The following is a 21,410-nucleotide window of genomic DNA, read 5'->3' as shown; positions in this document are numbered from 1 at the left end:
AGGAGCGGACTTCGAAGACGTGGGCACAGTCGCGGGGAGACCGCTGACTCGACACGTTGGCCGCCGCTTCCGACTGATCGTGAGATCGGACCGCCGGAGTATGGGATGCGGAAGCCGCTGTGGCGGATGAGCACACGCCCCGTGACGGGGCATCTGGTGCTTCACCAAGCCTAACATCACCTGAGGCCACGGCTATTCCTCGACACAGATGCTACGGATGGGGAGATGGGGTCCGCACCCCCGCCGGCTCAACGTGCAGGGGGCGTATGTCCCAATCATTACCCGCCCACCGAGCGATCGAATCAACCTGTCGGACGATTTCCGGCGAATCCACCTCGGCTCGCCCCTCGGTTACCGTGCACAGCACCAACGCCGTGGGACCCGCACCGGAGACCACCGCTGCGAGTTTCTCGTGTTCTCGCAGGTCCTCGATGAGGGAGAGAGTACGCGGCATGGCGGGCGAGCGGTAGGACTCGTGTAGTCGATCCCGGGTGGCCGAGTACAGGGATTCGGGTTGGCCACATACGGCCGCGGTCATCAACGCGGCGCGTCCGGCGTTGAAGGCGGCGTCGGTGTGGGAGACCGTTTCCGGCAACAGCCCGCGGGCGCGTTCGGTGGACAGTTTCCATCCCGGTACGCACAGCACCGGCAGGATCCGTTCGTCCGGGGTGAGCCGGGCCACGCCCCAGGTGTCGTCGTCACGGTAGGCCACTGTGTAACCACCGAAGACGCACGGGGCCACGTTGTCGGGGTGACCCTCCATGTCCGCGGCGACCTGGTAGATCCAGTCGCGGTCCGGGCCGCCGTCGGGGCCGGTCCGGCCGAGCAGCGCCGCCGCCGCCGCGACCCCGCCGACGATCGCCGAGGACGAGGAACCGAGTCCGCGCGCGTGCGGGATGTCGTTCTCGCAGCGCAGGTCCAGGCCGGGGAGTTTCTCCCCGACCCGGTCGAAGGCCTCGGCCATGGCCTTCACGACGAGGTGACGCCGGTCGAGCGGTACCTCTCGACAGCCCTCTCCTCCGGCGAAGACGTGGAGTTCGTCGTCCTCGCGCAGGGAGACGTCGAAGCGGTTGTACAGCTGTACGGCCAACCCGAGGGCGTCGAATCCGGGCCCGAGGTTGGCGCTGGTGGCCGGAGCGTCGACGGACACCCGGCGCGGAGGTGGTGAGGTCACTGTGGCTACTTAGGTCGGGGCCGGGCTCAGATCAGGTCCAGGGCCTTGGCGGCGGCCTGGGCGTCGACGGGGACGGTGGTGGCGGAGGAGGCTCCGGCCAGTGCCCAGTCGGGGTCCTTGAGGCCGTTGCCGGTGACGGTGCACACCACACGGCTGCCCTTGGGGACCTCACCGGCCTCGACGGCCTGAAGGAGGCCGGCGACGCTCGCGGCCGAGGCGAGTTCGACGAAGACGCCCTCCTGGGAGGCGAGGAGCTTGTAGGCGGCCATGATCTGGCGGTCGGTGACCTTGTCGATGGCGCCGCCGGACTCGTCGCGCGCCTGTTCGGCGAGCTTCCAGGAGGCCGGGTTGCCGATGCGGATGGCGGTGGCGATGGTGCTGGGGCTGGTCACGGGTGCGCCGTCGACGATGGGCGAGGCGCCGCTGGCCTGGAAACCGAGCATGCGGGGGGACCTGGTGGACACCCCGTCCTTGGCGTACTCGGTGTAGCCCATCCAGTAGGCGGTGATGTTGCCGGCGTTGCCGACGGGGATGCAGTGGATGTCGGGGGCGTCACCGAGGGCGTCGACGATCTCGAAGGCGGCGGTCTTCTGCCCCTGGAGGCGGTAGGGGTTGACCGAGTTCACCAGGGCGACCGGATAGTCGACGCTGAGTTTGCGGGCGAGTTCCAGGCAGTCGTCGAAGTTGCCGTCGACCTGGAGCAGACGGGCTCCGTGCACGAGGGCCTGGGCGAGCTTGCCCATGGCGATCTTGCCCTGGGGCACCAGGACGGCGCAGGTCATGCCGGCGCGGATGGCGTAGGCGGCGGCGCTGGCGCTGGTGTTGCCGGTGGAGGCGCAGATGACGGCCTTCGCGCCGTCCTCGGCCGCCTTGGAGATCGCCATGGTCATGCCACGGTCCTTGAAGGAGCCGGTGGGGTTGAGGCCCTCGACCTTGAGGAAGACCTCGCAGCCCGTGAGCTCGGACACGCGCGTGGCGGGCAGCAGCGGGGTGTTGCCCTCCTGGAGGGTCACGACGGGGGTGTTCTCGTTGACGGGAAGGCGGTCGCGGTATTCCTCGACGAGGCCTCGCCACGCCCGTGCCATGCTCACGACGGTGTCCCTTTCGGGTGGTTGCTGTTCGCTTGACGCGCGCCCTCGGCGGACGCGCGGAGAAAATCGGATGCGGGGGTTCGCCGTAGCGGAGCGTCCCCACTGGTCACGAGTGTACGACCCGGCCTGCAATGTCTTGCATCCCGGCACTGTGATCTCAATATTCGGACACCGGGGGTCGCGTTCCGCCGAGCGACCCCCGGCCCTCGGTCAGTCCTGGAAGGTCTCCACGCGCATCACGCTGGCCACCTCTCGGACCATCGGATGCGAGTCGAGCCGTTCGACCGTGCTGCTGAGCGCGGAGTCGGGCGCGGGGTGACTGACCAGTACGAGCTGGGCGTCGTCCCCGCTGCCCTCCTGACGCACGTTCTTGATGGAGACACCGTGGTCGGCGAAGACCTCGGCGACCTGGGAGAGCACACCCGGGCGGTCGGCCACGTCCAGCGCCACGTGGTAGCTGGTGATGGTGCGTCCCATGTCGTGCACCGGCAGGCCGGTGTCGTGCCCGCCCTCGGACACGGACGTGCGGGCCATCCGGTTGCGGGTCACGCCCACGATGTCGCCCAGGACCGCGCCGGCGGTGGGGGTGCCCCCCGCACCGGCGCCGTAGAACATCAGCCGACCGGCCGACTCGGCCTCCACGAAGACCGCGTTGTAGGCCTCCTTGACGCTCGCCAGCGGGTGCTCCAACGGCAGCATGACCGGATGGACGCGCACGCCCACGGACTCACCGTCCTCGGAGCGCTGACAGATCGCCAGGAGCTTGACCACGCACCCCATGTCCCGGGCACTGGCGATGTCGCCGGCGGAGACCGCGGTGATGCCCTCGCGGTGCACGTCGGCGGCGGTGACCCGCTGGGTGTGGAAGGCCAGCCGGGCCAGGATCGCGGCCTTGGCGGCGGCGTCGAAGCCCTCCACGTCGGCGGTCGGGTCCGCCTCGGCGTAACCCAGGGTCTGTGCCTCCTCCAGGGCCTCGGTGAAGGACGACCCTGCGGAGTCCATGCGATCCAGCACGTAGTTCGTGGTGCCGTTGACGATCCCCAGGACCCGGTTGACCTTGTCACCCGCCAGGGAGTCGCGCAGCGGACGCAGCAACGGGATGGCCCCGGCCACGGACGCCTCGTAGTACAGATCCACCCCGGCCTCGCGGGCCGCGGCGTGCAGGGTCTGCCCGTCCTCGGCCAGCAGCGCCTTGTTGGCGGTCACCACGGACTTGCCGGACTTGATCGCCGAGAGGATCAGCGAACGGGCCGGCTCGATCCCGCCGATGACCTCCACCACGACGTCGATGTCCGGGCGGGTGACCAGCGCCGTGGCGTCGGTGGTCAGCAGCGCCGGGTCGACCCCGCGGTCGCGGTCGAGCCTGCGTACCGCGATCCCGCCGATCTCGATCGGCGTGCCGATCCGCGCGGCCAGTTCCTCGGACTGTTCGTTGACCAGGCGGACGACTTCCGAACCCACAACGCCGCATCCGAGCAGCGCCACCTTCATCGACATTTGGGCGTGACTCCCACTTCTCTCGTGTCCGACCCTTCCGGACGTCGGTCGACGCCCGTGTGACGAACGTTTCAGCCTACGTCGAGGCGGAGGAGGTCCTCCTCGCTCTCCCTGCGCACGATGACCCGTGCGTTCGCGTCCCGGACCGCCACCATGGCGGGGCGGGGCAGGTGGTTGTAGTTACTCGCCATGGAGTAGCAGTAGGCACCGGTGGCGGCCACCGCCACCAGGTCGCCCGGCCGCAGGTCGGCGGGCAGGTACAGGTCGTGCACGATGATGTCACCGCTCTCGCAGTGCTTGCCGACCAAACGGGAGAGCATGGCCTCGGCGTCGCTCTCGCGAGAGACCAGTCGGCCGGTGTACTCCGATCCGTACAGGGCGGTGCGGATGTTGTCGCTCATCCCGCCGTCGACGCTCACGTAGGTGCGGATGCCCTCCACGTCCTTGATGGTGCCGACCTCGTAGAGGGTGACCCCGGCGGGGCCGGCGATGGCGCGGCCGGGCTCGACCGCGATGCGCGGCATGGGCAGCCCCGCCTCGGCGCACTCGCGGCGCACGATCGCGGTGAGGCTCTCGGCGATGGTCTTGGGATCGAGGGGGTCGTCGTCGGAGGTGTAGGCGATGCCCAGCCCGCCGCCGAGGTCGAGTTCGGCGAGGGTGACGTCGAGTTCCTCGTGGATCCGGGTGAGGAACCGGGTGACGCGGCGGGCCGCGACCTCGAACCCGGAGGTGTCGAAGATCTGCGAACCGATGTGCGAGTGCAGCCCGACCAGTTCCAGGTGGCCGGTGGCCAGGACCCGACGGACCGCCTCCGCGGCGGCGCCGGTGCTGAGCGCGAACCCGAACTTCTGGTCGTCGTGGGCGGTGGCGACGAACTCGTGGGTGTGCGCCTCCACCCCGGTGGTGACGCGGATCAGGACCTTGGGGCGAGCGCCGAGCTCGGCGGCGACGGCCGCCAGACGGTCGATCTCGTCGAGGGAGTCGACGATGACGCGGCCGACTCCGACCTCGACGGCGCGGCGCAGCTCGGCCACCGACTTGTTGTTGCCGTGCATGGCGACGCGGTCGGTGGGAACGCCGGCGGCCAGGGCCACCGCAAGCTCACCACCGGAGCACACGTCGAGCTTGAGTCCCTCCTCGATCACCCAACGGGCGACGGCCTTGGTCAGCAGGGCCTTGCCGGCGTAGTACACGTCGGCGTCGATGAAGGCGGTGGAGTAGTCGCGGGCACGGGAACGGAAGTCCTCTTCGTCCATGACGAAGAGCGGCGTCCCGTACTCGGCGGCGAGGGCGCGCACGCCGATGCCGCCGATGGTCAGTTCGCCGTCCGAACGACGCGATGTGGCGGGCCACACGCGTTCGTCGAGGGAGTTGAGGTCCTCGGGCGGCAGCGGCGGGTTGTCCTCCGGCAGGATCTCCGCGTGACGGGATCCGGCGGGGTGGGCGTAGCGGCTCATGGCGGGTCTTTCGGCTGGACCTTCGTATTGCTGTTCAGGGGGCCCTGCCCATTGTCCACTAAGAAGATCGGAACACGGGGGTTGGGATCTCCCCAGGGGATCCGCGGCGGACGAAGTGTCTACAGCCTTGTGGGCGCCGACACCCCGAGCAGGAAGAGTCCGGTGTGGAGCACACCGGCGACGGCCGCGGGTAGGGCCGGGTCGAGGGCGGCCCGCGTGGGTTCGTCCCCGCCGGCGCCGACGGTGGAACCCGTCCGCCACTCATCGTAGGCACTGGTCAACGCTTCCAGGTATCTGACCAGGATATGGGGTTCCTCTCGGCGCGCGGCGGTGTCCAGGACACCGGGGCCGTCGAAGAGCAGCGCGCGCACCCTGGTGTTGGTGCCATGGAGGCATTCGGCCGCCTCCGGCCCGGTGTCACGGGCCCAGCGCAGACTGGTCAGCGCGTGCGCGTGGGCGTAGCGCAACCGGAAGGCCGGATTGGCGTCGGTGAGGCGGGCCCAGGCCCCGGGGTGCTCGGCCGAGGGCAGCACCGGCAGGTCTCGACCGGTGGACTCGTTCTCTCTCGGCCTGTCGGGCACCGAGCGGCAGAACGCCACTCGGGCGCTGTCCTCGCCGATGCGCCCCAAGGTGCGGCCGGCGGGTGTGTACAGGTCGGTGCGGTCGGTGTCCAGGTAGTGGTCGCGCCAGGACACCGTTCCGGCCGGTTCGGGGGGAGGGTCCTCCGCGCCCACGGCCATGGCGATGCGGGCACGGGCGTCGGCACGGGCGAAGCGCCGCGCCTGCGCCACAGGCCCGGCCTCGTGCAGCTCGGTACGGGGCCACTCCCCCGCCCCGGTCCAGGGTCGTCCGGTGAGAAAGCGCGGGCCGTCGGCCGCCGCCCTCAACAGGCTCTCGCGCTGACGGCAGGTGAAGGTGATGTTGACGAAGCCGCGTTTGTCGCCGAGCACCTCGGCGAATCCGGCCCCCGCGTCACCGCTCCGGGACAGGGAGTCGACCTGGGCGACGATGCGTCCGGACACCGTGAGGCGGTGGGTGTCGTCGCCTCCCTCGGGAAGCCGGTCGCGAACCCTGCCCACCAGACGCGGGGCCAGGGCCACGGCGGCGTCGGCCGCGCCCGCGGCCTGGTCCGCGCGCGGCCACACGAACGGGATGTCGGCGTCGTCCAGATCGAAGGCGCGACGCGCGGCACGGCGCACCACGGCCTCCAGGGCGCGTGGGGTCACGCGGCTCCCCCCATGTCGTCGTCACCGTCACCGTGCAGGGCACGGATGAGGTCGACGAGCTCGTCGGGGTCGAAGGGCTTGGTGATGTAGTCGTCGACGCCGATCCGCTCGCCCCGCCTGCGGTCGTCGGCCTGGGCACGGGCGGTCACCATGACGATGCGCCGGTCGTAGCCGTCGGATCGCAGGCGTTCGACGGTGCTCCAGCCGTCGAGACGGGGCATCATCACGTCCATGGTGATGACGGCGGGTCGGACGTGACCGACCTGGTCCAGGCAGTCCTGTCCGTCCATGGCGGTGAACACCTCGAACCCCTCCAGTTCGAGGTTGAGGCGGATGAGTTCACGGATCACTTCGTCGTCCTCGACGACGAGAACCCGTACGGGAAGGGCGTTCACGATCGTGACACTACCTCCGCCGAACGCGGCCACACCACCGGATCGGAGCATTCGGACCACGCCTCGAAACGAATGGACGAACCTCCCTCAACCCCTGCTAGAGTTGTCCTCGCAACAGCGCCCCCTTAGCTCAGGGGATAGAGCACCGGCCTCCGGAGCCGGTTGCGCAGGTTCGAATCCTGCAGGGGGCACGGTTCGGAAGGGAACACCGCGACGGTGTTCCCTTTTTCGTTGCCGCGCGCCGGGGACACCGCGGCTCCAGGGCCCCGCCCACCGGCACCGCGTGGGGGCGAGCGGCCGAGTACGCGCCTCGACGTACACGAGGTACCGCCCGTCGGGCGACGACGTTTCCCGGGTTTCGGCGGGAACGTGGAGGCATGTCCACCACACTCCGGCGGGCCCCGGAACGGCCCCGTCGTCCGCGTCCCGTCGTCCGCAGGCCCCTGCTCCCGGCGCACGTCGTCTTCTCGGTCGGCCTGCTGGGCCAGGGCTGGGTCCTGATCGTCCTCAACCTCATCGCCCTGACCACCGACGACGGCGCCCTCGCCCGATCCGCCTACCGGCTCATGGAGGTGCTGGTGTTAACCGGCGGCATCCCGCTGAGCCTGCTCTCGCTCGTCACGGGCCTGGTCCTGGCGCTGGCCGGACCGTGGGGGTTGTTCCGGCACACCTGGGTGTTCGCCAAGCTGCTCCTGTTGATCGGGGTCGTCCTGGTCGGCACGTTCCTCGCCACCCCTGACGTACTGGCCGCGCACGGGCCGCCCTACCCGGACGCGCTTCAGTGGCCGCAGGTCGCCGTGTCCGCGGCACAGGCCACGATGCTCCTCGCCGCGACGGCGTTGTCCGTCTACAGGCCTCGGGGATCGCTGTCGCCTCGCCGGTAGAGTCCGACGGCGACGTGGGAGTCGGGTCCCGCGCGAAGGGAGTGAGATGGCGGTCGGTCTTGAGCGTCCCGAGGACGTTGCGGCGGGTTTCGCCCGAGCGTGGAACCGAGGGGACGCGGAGGGCATCGCGGACCTGTTCGTACCGGACGCGGACTTCGTCAACGTGGTCGGTCTGTGGTGGCGTGATCGCGAGAGCATCCACCGTGCCCACGACTACGGCCTGCGGGTGATCTTCCCCGGTTCGACCCTGCGCGTGTCCGGTGTACGGGTGCGCGGGTTGGGCGAGGACGCGGCCGTGGTGCACTGCCGGTGGTCGATCACCGGTCAGACGGACCTGGAGGGCGCGACCGCCGGACGGCGGTCCGGGGTCTTCACCTTCGTCGTTCGGCGCGAGGCCGATGGCTGGCGCGCGGTGGCCGCGCACAACACCGACCGGGTCGACGGCGCCGAGACCCACGTCGCCGGTGATGGGGGAATCACCCCGACCGACTACCGTGAGCGGCCGTAGGGTCCCGCGCTTCGGGTTCAGCTGGGCGGCTCCGGCGCGTTCAGGCCGGCCTCCCGTGCCAGCAGCCCCGCCTGTGTCCGGTTCTCCAGGTCCAATCGGGTGAGCAGGCGCGACACGTAACTGCGCACCGTGGTCTCGGCGAAGAAGAGACGGGCGGCGATGTCGGCGTTGGACATGCCCTCCCCCAGGCAGCCGAGGATGTCGCGATCGCGCGGGCCGAGTCCCTCGACCCGTTCCCGCGCCTGCGCCGAGGGCAGGGACGCCCCGAGGAGTCCGCGGGCCGCGCCCCTGGACAGGACGGAATGGCCGTCGGCCGCGACCCGCACCAGGTTGACCAGGTCCTCCGCGGGGGTCGACTTGACCAGGAACCCGGCGGCCCCGGCGTTCAGCGCCCGGACCACATGGGTGTCGTCGTCGAAGGTGGTCAGGGCGACCACCACCGGTGCCTCGGGCAGAGCCCCGATGCGCTCGGTCGCGACGATCCCGTCGACCCCGGGCATCCGCAGGTCCATGAGGACCACGCGCGGGCGGTGCCGCAGTGTCTCCTCCACCGCCTCGGCCCCGTCGGCGGCCTCGGCGACCACCGTGATGTCCTGCGCCGAGCCCAGGATGGTGCGCAGGTGGTCGCGGACCATGGGTTCGTCGTCGACGACCAGCACGGTGATCACGGGTTCTCCTCATGTGCGACGGGGTTCTCGACGGGGATGACGGCGGACACCCGGAAGGTCCCGTCCTCGGTGGACGTGGCGTCGAAGCCACCGCCCAGCATCTCCACCCGGGTGCGGAGCCCCTCCAGTCCGACACCGGACCCCGGCAACAGGGGCTCGCCGGAGGTGATCGGGTTGGTCGCCTCGAACACGACCCCGTCCGGTGTCCTGCGCAGGGCCAGACGAACAGTGGTGCCGAAGGCGTGCTTACGGGCGTTGGTGAGGCTCTCCTGCACCACGCGGCGCAGGGCCCGGGCCACGTGCGGTGGCAGGTCCCGCGGCTCGCCCTCGGTGCGCACCTCGACTTCCTGTCCGGCTGCGCGGGCCGGGCCTACGGGGTCGAGGGGGTCGGTGGTGCCCGAGTCTGCTCGCGGGGCGGGTGGCTCGGGTCGGTTCGACGCGGGGTCCTGGAGGACTCCGATGACACCGCGCAGCTCCTCCACCGCCCGGCTTCCGGCCGCCCTGATCCCGTCCGCGGCAGCGCGGACCCGCGGGTCCTCGGAGGAGACCGCGAGCGCTCCGGCCTGGAGGACGATCAGGCTGACCTGGTGGGAGACCACGTCGTGCATCTCCCGGGCCAGCCTGGCCCGTTCGTCGGCCCGGGCGCGTTCGGCCAGGAGCTCACGTTCGCGGGCCTCATGGGCGATCCGTTGGCGTCGTGCCTCGGTCAGCCTCAGGTAGAGGCTGAGGCTCGACCCGCCCAACACCGGCGCGGACGCGTTCAACGCCTCCAGGACCGGCGACCCACCCGGTAGGTGCACGGCCGTTGCCGCCACGACGTAGGCGAGCAGCGCCGCCCCTCCCACGAAGTACTGGTGTTCGGACCGGGCACGCGCGACCAGGTTGCCGGTGGACCAGGCGGCGGCGAACAGCGGCCAGAAGAGACCGCCCTCCGTGGCCAGCGTCGCCCACACGGTGTCGGTCGTGTACAGCAGGACGCTCACGGCGGCGAAGACCACGGTGACGGTGGTGGGGCGGCGTTCCCCGGCCAGGGCCGCCAGGGAGGCGAGGGCCATCAGGCCGCTGCCCACGACGACCGCCCCCGGATCGGACCCGGGCAGCACCAGTTGACAGAACGCACCGTTGGCCAGGGCGAACACCGCCAAGGCGATGGTGGACCACACCGTTCCGCGGGTGGGCCGGCCGCGTGCGTCTTCGAGCATGGCACCACGCTAGAGCGCCGGGCCTCGGGTGACGAGACGACGGGGCGGATCGACAACGTTCGTGGATCCGATCGTCCACGTCCGACGCTCGTGCCGCCCCCTCCCTCCCCGATTGTCTGGACTCGTCGGCGAAAAGCCGGTGGACCGGGACGAGCGAGGGGGACGCCGTGATCGAGGTCGAGGGCCTTACCAAGGACTACGGAAGAAAACGGGCGGTGGACGGCCTGACGTTCACCGCGCCGTCCGGTCGGGTCACCGGTTTCCTGGGGCCCAACGGGGCGGGCAAGAGCACGACGATGCGGATGGTCCTGGGCCTGGAGCGGCCAACGGCCGGAGGATCGTTGGTGGCCGGCTCCCGTTACCGGGACCTCGCCGCGCCCATGCGCACCGTCGGGGCCCTGCTCGATTCGGGAGGGGCGCCGCCCGGCATCACCGCGGCGGCCCACCTGCGCTGGTTGGCCCGCGCCGGCGACCTGCCGCGCGGTCGCGTGGACGAGGTGCTCGGCCTGGTCGGGCTGGCCGACGTGGCCGGCCGCCGCGTGGGCGGGTTCTCGCTCGGCATGCGCCAACGTCTGGGTCTGGCCGTCGCGCTGCTCGGCGACCCGGGGGTCCTCCTTCTGGACGAGCCCGTGAACGGGCTGGACCCCGAGGGGGTCCGGTGGATCCGTACCTTCCTACGAGGGCTGGCCGCCGAAGGGCGGACGATCCTGCTCTCCAGTCACCTGATGGGTGAGACCGCGGAGACGGCCGACCGTGTCGTGGTGATCGGCGCGGGACGCCTGGTCGCCGACACCACCGTGGCCGAACTCATCGAGGGCGGCGCTCATGGCGGGGTCCGGGTCACGAGCCCGCGCGCCGAGGCCCTGACGACCGCGCTGCGTGCCCAGGGGTGGTCCGTGGAACGGAGCCCGACGGGGACCGAGGGGGAGCTCTCGGTGACCGGAGCGGACCCGGCCGGGGTGGGCGAGGTCGCCGCCCGGCACGGGATCGCCCTCCACGGGCTGGAACGTGCGCGCGGCAGCCTGGAGGACGTGTTCATGCGGCTCACGGAGGACAGCGCCGGGCACACCTTCGCCTCGGCGGGAACGGTTTCGGAGGGGGAACGATGACACGGGTCACAGAACACGGGGGGCGAGGGGGACGAGCCGGTGACGGTCGCCCTGCCGGCTCCGGTCGCCCTCCCGGGTTCGGCGCGGTCCTGGGGTCGGAGTGGCGCAAGTTCCTCGCGCTGCCCGCCAACCGGGTGATGATCCTGCTGGCGCTCGTGCTCACCGTGGGCGTCACCATCCTGATGGTGGTGCTCGGTGACAGCGAGACGCTCGCCAGGGAACAGGCCGAGGGCGAGTACTCGGTGGTCTTCTTCGGCAGCTACTTCGCGACGATGACCTTCGCCGCTCTGGCCGCCCACGTCGTGGCCTCCGAATACCGGGGCATGGCGGCGTACACGCTCACCGCCACCCCGCGCCGGTGGCGTCCCCTGACCGCCAAGCTGGTGGTCATCTCCCTGGTGGGCGGGACCGTGGGCCTGGTCGTGTCGGTGGCCGGTTTCCTGATCACCCAGGGTTTCCTGGCCGCGGCGGGCGAGGAGTACCTGGGGCCGGACGCCCCGGACATGCTGCGGGCGGTCCTGCTGTTCGTTCCGCTGGGCACGGTGGTCCAGTCCCTGATGACCGCGTGCGCGGCGGTCGTGCTGCGCAGCGCTCCGGGTGCGTTCGGCGCGATCCTGCTGCTGGGGTGGCTTCCGGTCGGTCTGGCGCCCTTCCTCGGAACGTGGTGGGGGGAGAACGTCCCCCGCTACATGACGGGGGCCGCGGTGGAGAGCGTGGCCGGGATGGCCGTTCCGGGGTCGGAGGGCTACCTGCCCGCTCTCCCCGCCCTGGCGGTGATCGTCGTGTGGGTCGCCGCCTTCGTCACGATGGCCTTGATGGTGTTCGAGCGGCGCGACGTGTAGACGGCCCGCACGGTCAGGGGGCGGGGGTGAAGGGCCAGGTCCCGTCGACGACGGCGTCGGGGTTACGGCGGCGCAGATACTCCTGGAAACTCGCGGCCTGCTCGGCCTTCCACTTGATCTGGCTGGAGTGCAGGTCGTCGATGGAAAGCTCCGCGATCTCCGGGTACCTGGCGGCGATCTGCCAGGCCAGTCGGGCCGCGGCCAGGGCGTCCGCGGCGGCCCCGTGGGCCTCCTCCTGAGCGAGGGGCACCTGGTAGTGGGCGCACACGTCGACGAGCTTGCGCGAGCCCCGTCGGAAGGTGTCGACCCGCTTGTCCAGCACCAGTGGGTCCACCACCATCGGCGGTCGGGCCAGGGGCCGGCGGTGACGGGCGACCTCGCGGTCGAGCAGGGTGAGGTCGTAGGGGGCGTTGTAGACCACCAGGGGCAGCCCGTCGGCGACGGCGGCCTCCATGGCGGCGGCGATCTCGGTGACGACCTCGGCGGTCGGGCGGCCCTCGGCTCGGGCCCGTTCGGTGGTGATGCCGTGGATCTCGGCGGCCTCCGCGGGGATCTCGATCCCCGGGTCGGCCAGCCAGGCGGTGACCTCCTTGGTGCCGCGCGCGGGGTCGATCCGCCACAGGGCGGCGGTGACGATCCGCTCGTTCTCGACGTCCAGGCCGGTGCTCTCGATGTCGAAGGCGGCCATGGGCTGTGTATGCCAGGAGGTGTGCACGTGGTTCCTCACGGTTCCGGTCGTCCGATTCCGAACACGCTAGTGACATTACAGATCATCGGTGACAAGTGACGCCGATCCCGCCGATGTGCCCGCTCCGGTCACCCGTCGGGCCATCGACCTGCGTGTCTGGTGGGTGTGGGCACGGTGCAATAACGTCATCGCATGAAGTTTCTGGTACGCGAACGCGTTTTCGACATCGGCGATGATTTCTGGGTGACCGACGAACAGGGGAACAAGGTCTTCTGGGTCGACGGCAAGGCCCTGAAGATCCGCACCACCTTCGAGCTCAAGGACCCCCAGGGCAACGAGCTCATGGTGATCCGCAAGAAGCTCTTCAAGGTCCGGGACCAGATGCGGGTCGAACACGACGGCAAGACCGTGGCGACCGTCCGCAAGCGCCTGTTCAACCCCATCCGCGACAAGCTCAACGTCGAGGTCGAGGGCGCCCCGGACTGGGAGGTCGTGGGGAGCTTCCTGGACAAGGAGTACTCCATCAGCGACAAGGAGGGCACCGTCGCGGTGGTCTCCCGCAAGTGGTTCCGCGTGCGGGACACGTACGCGATCGACGTCAACACCCACCGCAGGGACGTCGCGGGGGACCCGGCGCTGGTGATCAGCGTCGCGGTGGCCGTGGACGCCCTGACCAACGACGACGACTGATCGCCACCCGGCCCGGTGGCCGCCACCGACCTCCGGATCGGGTGGCGGGCTGTAGTGACCGGCTCCTCGGTCGCCCGCCAGACTGTCGGTGTCAGCGGCGGTGTCGACCGGTGAGGAGCCGAGGATGAGGGACGTGTGGCGGGGGCCGCTTCGGGCCTGCGGGTACCTGCTGGTGAGCGGGGCGGCCGGTCTTGCGGGTCTGGTCCTGCTGCCGCTGAGCCTGGTGGTGGTGACGCTGATCGCGGTGGCCGGGGTGGGGCTGCTCCTGCTCCCCCACTGGCTGGGGTTCCTGGTGGGCCGGGCCGACCTGCATCGGCTGCGCGCTGCTCGGCGAGGAGGCGCCCGCCCTGTCGGTTCCGGCGCCGTCCGGGCTACGGGAGATACTGCGCGACCCCCGCGTACGACGGGTGCTGTCGTGGCTCCCGGTGTACACCCTGGTGAGCCTGGTCCTGGGAGTGGTGGCCCTGCTCCTGCCCGGCCTGGTGCTGAACACGCTGCAGGCCCTGACGTGGTGGGGGGTTCCCCGCCGGCGCGGAACCGGTCATGTACTGGTACCGCGTCGACGGGTGGGCGGTCGCGTCGGCCACGGTGGCCGGGCAGGGGGCACTGTTCGTGGTTCTCGCCCGGTGGGCGGTCCCGCCACCGGCCCGGGCGCACACCCGACTGTGCCTGCGGATGCCGGCCCCCTCCGAGACGGAGGCGATGGCGGAGTTGCGGGAGGTGATCCGGCACGGTACCGCGTCGTCGATCTCGATCCGGCCGGCCGGGGAGGGCGACCTGCTCCGGGTGGAGGTGCGCGACGACGGCCGCGGGCAGCGGAGTGAGCGGGCTGCGGCGCAGGGTCGCCGCGCTGGACGGACGGGTGACCGTGGACGGCCCGGTGGGCGACCCCACGGTGATCGGGGCGGAGCTGCCGTGCGGATCGTGATCGCCGAGGACAACGTGCTGCTGTCCGAAGGACTGAAGCTGCTGTTGGGCACACGTGGCCATGAGGTGGCCGCGGTGGTCGTGGACGCGGAGGGCTTCGCCGCCGCGGTGCGGGAGCACTCTCCCGACCTCGCGATCGTGGACGTACGACTGCCGCCGGGCTTTCGCGACGAGGGCATCCACGCCGCCATCGCCGCGCGGTCCGAACATCCGGGGCCGCCGGTCCTGGTGCTGTCGTAATACGTGGAGCAGGACTACGCCGGCGAACCGCTCTCGGACGGTCGCGGCGGAGTGGGCTACCTGCTCAAGGACCGGGTGGCCGAGGGCGGGACCGTGATGGACCCGGAGGTGGTCCGTCAGCTGCTCACCAGGCGCGCCGAGGACCCCCTGGAGTCGCTCACCTCGCGGGAGCTGGAGGTGTTGGCGCTGATGGCGGAGGGACGCGGCAACGGTGAGATCGCCGAACTGTTGTTCGTGACCCCCAACGCCGTGCACAAGCACATCGGCAACATCTTCGCCAAGTTCGGGTTGGCCCCCACGGACAGCGGTCACCGACGGGTGTGCGCCGTCCCGGCCTACCTCGAACGCCGCTGAACGGCGCGCGGTGGGGCGGGGCGGCGCCCCGGTCGGTCAGGTTCCGCCCGCGGCGGCCTCGGCCTTCTCCTCCCGGGCGCCGCGACGGGTGAGCAGGGCGCCGGCGACGGCGGCGGTGAAGAACATCAGCACACCGTAGACGGAGGACGGGATGGCGATCTCGGTGCTGTTCAGGACGGTGATGGCGATGGTCATCGACAGCGTGGTGTTGTGCAGACCGATCTCCATGCAGGAGGCGATGGCCTCGGGCCGTTCGGTGCCGACGACGCGCGGCGCCCAGTAGCCGATGGTCAGGCTCACCACGTTGAAGATGAGCACCATGAGGCCGACCGAGACGATGTACTGCGGCAGGTTCTCCCATTCGGCGGCGATCGCGCCGATGATCACCGCGACCAGCACGATGCTGGAACCCAGCTTGACCGGCCGCTCCATGCGTTCGGCGAAGGCGGTCATCTTCGCCCGGACGAACATGCCGATCGCGACCGGGACGAGGATGACGGCGAACACCTGGATCATCTTCCCGGCCTGAAGACCGATGGAACCGCCATCGGTGAAGTAGCCGAGCGAGAACCCGGTGATGAGAGGGAGGGTCACGATGGCGGTGACCGAGTTGACCGCGGTCAGCGAGATGTTGAGCGCGACGTTGCCCTTGAACAGGTGGCTGTACAGGCTCGCTGTGGTGCCGCCCGGGGAGGCCGCCATCATCATCATGCCCACCGCCAGAAGCGGTGACTGGTCGAAGTACTCGACGAAGACCAGCACCAGGCCGAAGCAGAAGAGCGGCAGCAGGAGGATCTGGCAACCCAGGACGAGAAGGATCGTCCAGGGCATGGAGAGGAGTCGGGTGAAGTCCCGGACGGTCAGGCTGAGGCCGAGGCCGAGCATGATGACGCCGAGTGCGACCGGCAGGCCGACCGTGGTGAGGGCTGAGTCCATGAGGGCCCCTTGGGGGATGGGCCGACGACGCGGCCGAGCTGTCGGGGCGCAGGGAAGCGTCGTTTCGTGACGCACGCCACAAGTTACCTGCAGGTAGAGATAGTGGCATGGGTCACGTCGCCTGGCAAGGGCCGTGCGGGCTCCGCGGTGGGCCAGGGGCGGGAGGGGATGCCTCCAGGGGGTCAGGCCGCGGGCCAGGAGCTTCCCGTGAGGTCATAGGCCAGGTGGAACCACACCTTGCGAATGCTCGGGTGGCCGTTGTCGCCCCAGGCGGTGGCGAAGCTGTCGATCAGGGCCAGGCCGCGACCGTCCTCCGCTGCGAGCCGGTCCTCCGGAGACGCGGCGAACAGGAGCCCTCCCCGGCCCTCCACCGCGCTGGTGGGCATTCCGTTGTCGCGGCAGGTCACGGTCATCCCGTTCGGGCCACGATCCACCCGGATCACGAAGGTCTGGTCCGGCTCACCGGACCGACTGTGCCGGATCGCGTTGGTGGCCAGCTCCGTGCCCAACAGGGTGAGCACGTACCGGTAGTCGGAGTCCCGGCCGGCGGCGCAGGTCTGAAGGAAGGCCCTGACCAGGGGCACGCTCACCGGTTGGCCGGCGAACTCCCAGTGGCGTTTGGTGAACGGCACGGGCACCCGACCGTTGAAGAAGTGCCGGTACTCGTCCGGGACCCCCGTGAGGACGTCTTCCTCGGCAGTGGTGAGGGTCGGCACGGCGACGAGCGTGGGCATGACTGACTCCTAGGGCGGAACGGCTCAACGGGCGTGCGCACCATAGCGGGGGTGGCCACGGGAGGCTTCGAGGGGGGAGGGGCTCGAACCGGTATGACCTTACGCGATCACATCGTCGCGGACCAGAGGCCCCCGGTGTGGGGAGTCCCCGAATTCCTCGACCCCATAGGGTCATCGCGCCGGCTTCGGCCGGTTCTCCCCCGCTCCCCTACCCCACCGACGCCAGGGCCTCCTTGGCCGCGGCCTCGGCACGGTCGCGGTCGGCGTCCACCAATGCGATACGGGTGCGCCGCTCCAACAGGTCGGCCTCGTCCATCGCGCCCTCGTGACGCACCGCGAACCGCAGTTCGGCCGGGGTGACCCCACAGGCCACCGGCACCAGCAGCCCGGGGTCGTCCTCCGCCTCGGCCACCACGGCCGGCGCCTCGGTCCCGTACCGGCAGACCAGGTGGCGCGGGGCGTCGAGGCCGTCGAGCTCCTCGTGGGAGGCCGCGCCCACCAGCGGTAGTTCCCGGGTCCGGCAGGGGCCCGCCCGGAGCCGGTGTTCGGCGACGGCCGCGTCCACGGCCTCCTCCGCCATCGCCCGGTAGGTGGTGAGTTTGCCACCGACCACGGTGACGGAACCGTTGGGCGCCACCGACACCAGGTGCTCGCGGGACAGCTCGGCGGTGGAGCCGTCCCCGTTCAGCAGCGGGCGCAGCCCTGCGAACGAGCCGATGACGTCGTCCCGGGTCAGCTCGGTGGACAGGGCCCGGTTGAACTGGGCGAGGAGGAAGTCGACGTCCGACTCGGGCACCTCGGGCACCCGAGGGACGGGGCCGTCGAGGGGTTCGTCGGTGAGCCCCGCGAAGATCCGGCCGTCGGACTGGGGCAGCGCGAACACGAACCGACTGACGCTGCCCGGCAACGGCACGGTCAGCGCGGCACGGGGACCGCCCATCACCGCCCCGTCCAGGACCAGGTGGGTGCCGCGGCTGGGACTCAGCCGGATCCGAGGATCGAGGTCGTCGGCGTGCACACCGGTGGCGTTGACGACCGCGCGCGGTCGTACCGGGATGAGCCGCCCGTCGGTCTCGTCGCGCAGGACGACGCCGTCGGTGGTGATGCTCTCGGCTGAGCATCGGGTGATGACACGGGCGCCCTCGCCGGCGGCGGTGCGCGCGATCGCGACGACCAACCGGGCGTCGTCGACGAGTTGACCATCGAAGGAGACGATCCCGCAGAGCAGGCCTTCGGGGTCGACGGCCGGGAGCAGACGGCGGGTCTGGCGGGCGTTGAGCAGCCGTGGACCGCGCAGGACCGAGGAGGGGGTGCCGGACAGCATGCGCAGCAGGTCTCCGCCGCCCATCCCGGCGCGCATGGCCAGGGCCCGGGCCAGGCCGGTCTCCCGGTGGACGGGGATCACCATCGGCAGGGGGCGGACCAGGTGGGGCGCGGTGACGCGCATGAGGACGTCGCGTTCGCGGGCGCTCTCGTAGGCGATGCCGACCTGCCCCTTGGCGAGGTAGCGCAGTCCGCCGTGGACGAGTTTGGAGCTCCACCTGCTGGTTCCGAAGGCGAGGTCCTCGCGTTCGACGAGGACCGTGGAAAGTCCCCGGGAGGCGGCGTCCAGGGCCACTCCGGTTCCGGTGACGCCACCGCCGACCACCAGTAGGTCCACGTCGGGGCGGGCCTCCAGGTCGGCGAGGTCGGTGGCCCGGCGGGCCGCGTTCAGGGATGTGGACCGGCTCATGGGTCTTCCTTCCGTACTCAAGGCCGCAGGTAGCCGTCCAGCAGGACGGACAGCTCGGCGACCAGTCCGTCGGTGTCGAGGACCTCGGCGAACAGGCGGTGGGAGGTGACCGTGTTCTGCACGGTCACCATGAACAGGTGGGCGAGGACCGCGGGGTCGCCGTCCCGAATGGAACCATCGGACTGACCGTCCGCGATGGCGGGTTCGACCAGTTCGAGGGCGGCCTTGTGGCTGCTGCCGAGCCGGTGGAAGGTGTAGGTGGCCAGGAGCTCGGGTTCGGTGTCGACGATCCGACCGACGAGGGGGTGGTCGAGCATCGCCCGAGCGACCCCGGTGGCGTGTCGCACCAGGCCCGAGCGGACGCTCTCTTCGGCGTCGTCGCCCCCGGTCTCGACCTCCTCGGCGATGAGGATGCGACGGAGCTCACGGGTGAGCAGGTCCGCGACGAGCGCGGTGACGTCGGGCCAGCGGCGGTAGACGGTGGGTCGGCTGACCCCGGCTCGGCGGGCCACGTCGGTCAGGGTGGTGCGTCGTACACCGAACGCCTCGACGCAGGTACGCGCCGCGTCCAGGATCTCGTCCTCTACGTTACGTTTTGACGCCATATGTAAAACTGTAGAGCATGACCCACGATGCGCAAGACTCCCCCGTCGAAACCACCGGCCCCACCGGGGGCACCGACACCGCACCGGAGATGAGCTGGTTCGCCTGGGGCGACCCGGAGCGGGCCACCGAACTGGACCCCGGCACGCGCGACCTCATCACGCAGGTCCTGCGCACCCGTACCGAGGACATGCCCCCTGTCGCGGAGGAGGACGTCGTCCTGCCCGAAACCCGCCTGGACGAACGTCTCCGTGAGGCGTTCGCCGAGGTCGTCGGCGCCGAACACGTGCGTGCCGACGCGCCCACCCGTCTACGTCGCAGTGGCGGCAAGAGCACGCCCGATCTGCTCGCCCGCCGCTCCGGGCACGCCGACCTCGCGCCCGACGCGGTGCTGTTCCCCGCCGACCACGACCAGGTGGAACGGCTCCTGGCGCTGTGCTCGGCCGAGCGCGTGGCGGTGGTCCCCTTCGGCGGCGGCACCAGCGTGGTCGGCGGACTCTCCCCGATCCGAGGCGACTTCCGGGTGGTCGTCTCCCTGGACCTGCGGCGACTCGACCGGTTGGTGTCCCTGGACACCACCTCCCTGACCGCCGTGCTGGGCGCGGGCGTGCGCACCCCGCACGCCGAGGCGATGCTGGCCGAGCACGGTCTGACCCTGGGACACATGCCGCAGAGCTACGAGTTCGCCACCATCGGCGGGTACGCCGCGACCCGTTCCAGCGGTCAGACCTCCTCCGGTTACGGCCGGTTCGAGGACATGGTCGTGGGCCTGCGGGTGGCCACCCCGCGCGGAACCCTGGAGGCGGGCGGTCCGCCCGCCTCCGCCGCCGGCCCCGACCTGCGTCGGCTCATGGTGGGCTCGGAGGGCACCCTGGGGGTGATCACGGAGGTCGCCGTGCGCGTGCGCCCCCGTCCCGAACGCGTCCTGGACGAGGCCTGGTCCTTCCCCGACCACACGACCGGTGTGGCTGCGCTTCGCACGCTCGCCCAGTCGGACGTGCGTCCCACGATGGCGCGCCTGTCCGACGAGACCGAGACGTTCGTGAACGCCGCCTTGGCCGGCCGTGAGGCCACACCCGGATGCCAGGCGGTGTTGGGCTTCGAGGGCAACGCCTCCGACGTGGAGGCGCGCGCGGCCGCCGTGCGCGAGGTCATGGTGGCGGCGGGCGGAACCCCGCTGGGACCGGACCCGGTGGCGCACTGGCGCGAGAACCGCTTCACCGCCCCGTACCTGCGCGACACCCTGCTGGCCGCGGGCATCCTCGCCGAAACCCTGGAGACCGCGGCGACCTGGAGCGACCTGGAGACGCTCTACCGGGCCGTGGTGGACGCCCTGACGGGTGCGCTGGACGACGACGTGAGCGGCGTGGTGGTGCTGTGCCACGTCTCGCACACCTACCCGACCGGAGCCTCCCTGTACTTCACGGTGGCCACGGGCGCGGGCGAGGACCCGTCGGCGCGCTGGGCCGGGGCCAAGCGCGCGGCCTCGGACGCGATCATCGCCAACGGCGGCACCATCACCCACCACCACGCGGTGGGCACCGACCACCGGCCGTGGATGACGGACGAGCTGGGTCCGCTCGGCGCCGAGGTGCTCCGCGCGGTGAAGTCCGCGCTGGACCCGGAGGGCGTGCTCAACCCCGGCAAGCTCATCCCCGACGCCTGACCCGCTCCGACGGGACCGATGCTCTCGGCGCGGGTGGGGCCTCGCGGGGCCCTACCCGCCCAGTCGTTCGGTGACCTCGATGGCCAGGTCCTCCAGGGCGTCCAGGTCCTCCTCGGGTTCCACCCGGCCGTCGGTGCGGTGGAACAGACTCACCCGCGCGTTGTCGAACGAGTACTCCAGGGAGGACCACAGCCGGTCGGTCCGCTCCTCGTCCACCGGGCCGGACGCCGTGGCGTAACCCCCGTCGCCCACCGACAGCGAGCGCCACTCCACCGCGCGCATCGGTGGGTCGCCGTACTCCGACTCGAAGTCGTCCTCCTCACGGGCGAGCCGTCCTTGGGCGACCGACTCCCGCATACGGCGCACGCTCTCGTTCTCGGCGGGGTCGTACAGCACCACCTGGAGACTGAAGTGGGCGGTGTCTCCGTCGACGTCGTCGCCCGCCTCACAGTGGGCGACCCGGAGCACGTCCTCTTGTTCCACCGTGTCCAGCATCTCGCCGCGCAACTCGATCTCGTCGGCCCCGGGAAGGCGTTCGGCCAGGTCCGCGGGGAGCAGGTCGGCGCAATCCCGCGGCAGGGAAACACCCTCGTCCCGAGTGTGGTCCGACCACACGTACAGACCACCCAGGACCAGTGCCGCCGCCACGCCGACGCCGGCCAAGGCGAAGGGAAGGCGTCGCCGGCTCCGCCCGGGTGCGCGATCGGGTTCGGGAAGGGTCGTGTTCACTCGCGGTTTCCGTCTGTCGTGGTGGTGGTCCGGGGGCGTTCGGCGGGCCCCGGAGCCC

The 21,410-nt window shown here is 71.0% G+C and carries 20 protein-coding genes, 1 tRNA gene and 1 pseudogene; 8 read left to right on the top strand and 14 right to left on the bottom strand.

Annotation, left to right across the window (positions count from 1 at the left end; genetic code table 11):
• Positions 1-211: 211 nt before the first annotated feature.
• The 6 genes from thrB to K8V84_RS04805 all read right to left on the bottom strand — a co-directional run bounded on the left by thrB (position 212) and on the right by K8V84_RS04805 (position 6,840).
• Positions 212-1,174, bottom strand: a complete 963-nt coding sequence (thrB, locus tag K8V84_RS04830; RefSeq protein WP_304070929.1) for a homoserine kinase — start codon at positions 1,172-1,174, stop codon at positions 212-214.
• A 26-nt stretch (positions 1,175-1,200) separates the two neighbouring features.
• On the bottom strand, positions 1,201-2,259 hold the full coding sequence (gene thrC, locus K8V84_RS04825; RefSeq protein ID WP_304070926.1) for a threonine synthase: 1,059 nt from the start codon (positions 2,257-2,259) through the stop codon (positions 1,201-1,203).
• A gap of 216 nt (positions 2,260-2,475) precedes the next feature.
• Positions 2,476-3,762, bottom strand: coding sequence for a homoserine dehydrogenase (locus K8V84_RS04820; RefSeq protein ID WP_304070923.1), 1,287 nt, complete (start codon positions 3,760-3,762; stop codon positions 2,476-2,478).
• 71 nt (positions 3,763-3,833) lie between these two features.
• Complete coding sequence (lysA, locus tag K8V84_RS04815) at positions 3,834-5,219, bottom strand: diaminopimelate decarboxylase (RefSeq protein ID WP_304070921.1); 1,386 nt, start codon at positions 5,217-5,219, stop codon at positions 3,834-3,836.
• Between the two features lie 119 nt (positions 5,220-5,338).
• Positions 5,339-6,445, bottom strand: a complete 1,107-nt coding sequence (locus tag K8V84_RS04810) for a DALR anticodon-binding domain-containing protein (RefSeq protein ID WP_304070918.1) — start codon at positions 6,443-6,445, stop codon at positions 5,339-5,341.
• Entirely contained in the window at positions 6,442-6,840 is a 399-nt protein-coding gene (locus tag K8V84_RS04805) for a response regulator (protein ID WP_304070915.1), read from the bottom strand. Before K8V84_RS04805 ends, K8V84_RS04810 begins: the two co-directional genes overlap by 4 nt.
• 119 nt (positions 6,841-6,959) lie before the next feature.
• Between K8V84_RS04805 and K8V84_RS04800 the strand changes: the two genes are divergently transcribed.
• From K8V84_RS04800 to K8V84_RS04790, 3 genes are all read left to right on the top strand, one after another.
• A tRNA-Arg gene (locus K8V84_RS04800) sits at positions 6,960-7,031 on the top strand.
• A 186-nt stretch (positions 7,032-7,217) separates the two neighbouring features.
• Positions 7,218-7,724, top strand: a complete 507-nt coding sequence (locus K8V84_RS04795) for a hypothetical protein (RefSeq protein ID WP_304070912.1) — start codon at positions 7,218-7,220, stop codon at positions 7,722-7,724.
• 46 nt (positions 7,725-7,770) lie between these two features.
• Positions 7,771-8,232: an SgcJ/EcaC family oxidoreductase gene (locus tag K8V84_RS04790; protein WP_304070908.1), complete on the top strand. Its 462-nt coding sequence runs from the start codon at positions 7,771-7,773 to the stop codon at positions 8,230-8,232.
• 17 nt (positions 8,233-8,249) lie between these two features.
• On the opposite strand, the gene K8V84_RS04785 is transcribed toward K8V84_RS04790, so the two are convergent.
• Together K8V84_RS04785 and K8V84_RS04780 are read right to left on the bottom strand one after the other, a co-directional pair.
• Positions 8,250-8,900, bottom strand: coding sequence for a response regulator transcription factor (locus tag K8V84_RS04785; RefSeq protein ID WP_304070905.1), 651 nt, complete (start codon positions 8,898-8,900; stop codon positions 8,250-8,252).
• Positions 8,897-10,102: a sensor histidine kinase gene (locus tag K8V84_RS04780; RefSeq protein WP_304070902.1), complete on the bottom strand. Its 1,206-nt coding sequence runs from the start codon at positions 10,100-10,102 to the stop codon at positions 8,897-8,899. Before K8V84_RS04780 ends, K8V84_RS04785 begins: the two co-directional genes overlap by 4 nt.
• Before the next feature lie 167 nt (positions 10,103-10,269).
• Here K8V84_RS04780 and K8V84_RS04775 point away from each other — a divergent pair, with 167 nt between their 5' ends.
• Together K8V84_RS04775 and K8V84_RS04770 are read left to right on the top strand one after the other, a co-directional pair.
• Positions 10,270-11,211 (top strand): ABC transporter ATP-binding protein, encoded by a 942-nt coding sequence (locus tag K8V84_RS04775; RefSeq protein WP_304070899.1) that lies wholly within the window; start codon positions 10,270-10,272, stop codon positions 11,209-11,211.
• The gene (locus K8V84_RS04770; RefSeq protein ID WP_304070897.1) at positions 11,208-12,053 is read left to right on the top strand and encodes a hypothetical protein; all 846 of its coding nucleotides are present in this window, start codon (positions 11,208-11,210) and stop codon (positions 12,051-12,053) included. The genes K8V84_RS04775 and K8V84_RS04770 overlap by 4 nt, the downstream gene beginning before the upstream one ends.
• A gap of 13 nt (positions 12,054-12,066) precedes the next feature.
• Here K8V84_RS04770 and K8V84_RS04765 read toward each other — a convergent pair whose 3' ends face one another.
• Positions 12,067-12,768 (bottom strand): exonuclease domain-containing protein, encoded by a 702-nt coding sequence (locus tag K8V84_RS04765; RefSeq protein WP_304070894.1) that lies wholly within the window; start codon positions 12,766-12,768, stop codon positions 12,067-12,069.
• A gap of 165 nt (positions 12,769-12,933) precedes the next feature.
• Here K8V84_RS04765 and K8V84_RS04760 point away from each other — a divergent pair, with 165 nt between their 5' ends.
• Positions 12,934-13,431: an LURP-one-related/scramblase family protein gene (locus tag K8V84_RS04760; RefSeq protein ID WP_304070892.1), complete on the top strand. Its 498-nt coding sequence runs from the start codon at positions 12,934-12,936 to the stop codon at positions 13,429-13,431.
• Between the two features lie 915 nt (positions 13,432-14,346).
• Positions 14,347-14,952 (top strand): annotated as a pseudogene (locus tag K8V84_RS04755) (LuxR C-terminal-related transcriptional regulator).
• A gap of 36 nt (positions 14,953-14,988) precedes the next feature.
• Here the strand turns inward: K8V84_RS04755 and K8V84_RS04750 are convergent.
• The 4 genes from K8V84_RS04750 to K8V84_RS04735 all read right to left on the bottom strand — a co-directional run bounded on the left by K8V84_RS04750 (position 14,989) and on the right by K8V84_RS04735 (position 18,959).
• Positions 14,989-15,888 carry a bile acid:sodium symporter family protein gene (locus K8V84_RS04750; RefSeq protein ID WP_304070889.1) on the bottom strand — a complete coding sequence of 300 codons (900 nt, stop codon included), beginning with the start codon at positions 15,886-15,888 and terminating at the stop codon, positions 14,989-14,991.
• Between the two features lie 182 nt (positions 15,889-16,070).
• Complete coding sequence (locus tag K8V84_RS04745) at positions 16,071-16,622, bottom strand: ATP-binding protein (RefSeq protein ID WP_304070887.1); 552 nt, start codon at positions 16,620-16,622, stop codon at positions 16,071-16,073.
• 208 nt (positions 16,623-16,830) lie between these two features.
• On the bottom strand, positions 16,831-18,354 hold the full coding sequence (locus tag K8V84_RS04740; protein WP_304070885.1) for a glycerol-3-phosphate dehydrogenase/oxidase: 1,524 nt from the start codon (positions 18,352-18,354) through the stop codon (positions 16,831-16,833).
• Between the two features lie 17 nt (positions 18,355-18,371).
• Positions 18,372-18,959: a TetR/AcrR family transcriptional regulator gene (locus tag K8V84_RS04735; RefSeq protein ID WP_304070883.1), complete on the bottom strand. Its 588-nt coding sequence runs from the start codon at positions 18,957-18,959 to the stop codon at positions 18,372-18,374.
• A 17-nt stretch (positions 18,960-18,976) separates the two neighbouring features.
• On the opposite strand from K8V84_RS04735, the gene K8V84_RS04730 reads away from it, so the two are divergent.
• Positions 18,977-20,623, top strand: a complete 1,647-nt coding sequence (locus K8V84_RS04730; RefSeq protein ID WP_304070882.1) for an FAD-binding oxidoreductase — start codon at positions 18,977-18,979, stop codon at positions 20,621-20,623.
• Positions 20,624-20,674: 51 nt separating this feature from the next.
• Here K8V84_RS04730 and K8V84_RS04725 read toward each other — a convergent pair whose 3' ends face one another.
• Positions 20,675-21,352, bottom strand: a complete 678-nt coding sequence (locus K8V84_RS04725) for a hypothetical protein (protein WP_304070880.1) — start codon at positions 21,350-21,352, stop codon at positions 20,675-20,677.
• Positions 21,353-21,410 lie beyond the last annotated feature (58 nt).

The organism is Nocardiopsis listeri (assembly GCF_020741345.1).
Taxonomy (GTDB): domain Bacteria; phylum Actinomycetota; class Actinomycetes; order Streptosporangiales; family Streptosporangiaceae; genus Nocardiopsis; species Nocardiopsis listeri_A.
This window is presented reverse-complemented; position numbering and strand designations above follow the sequence as displayed.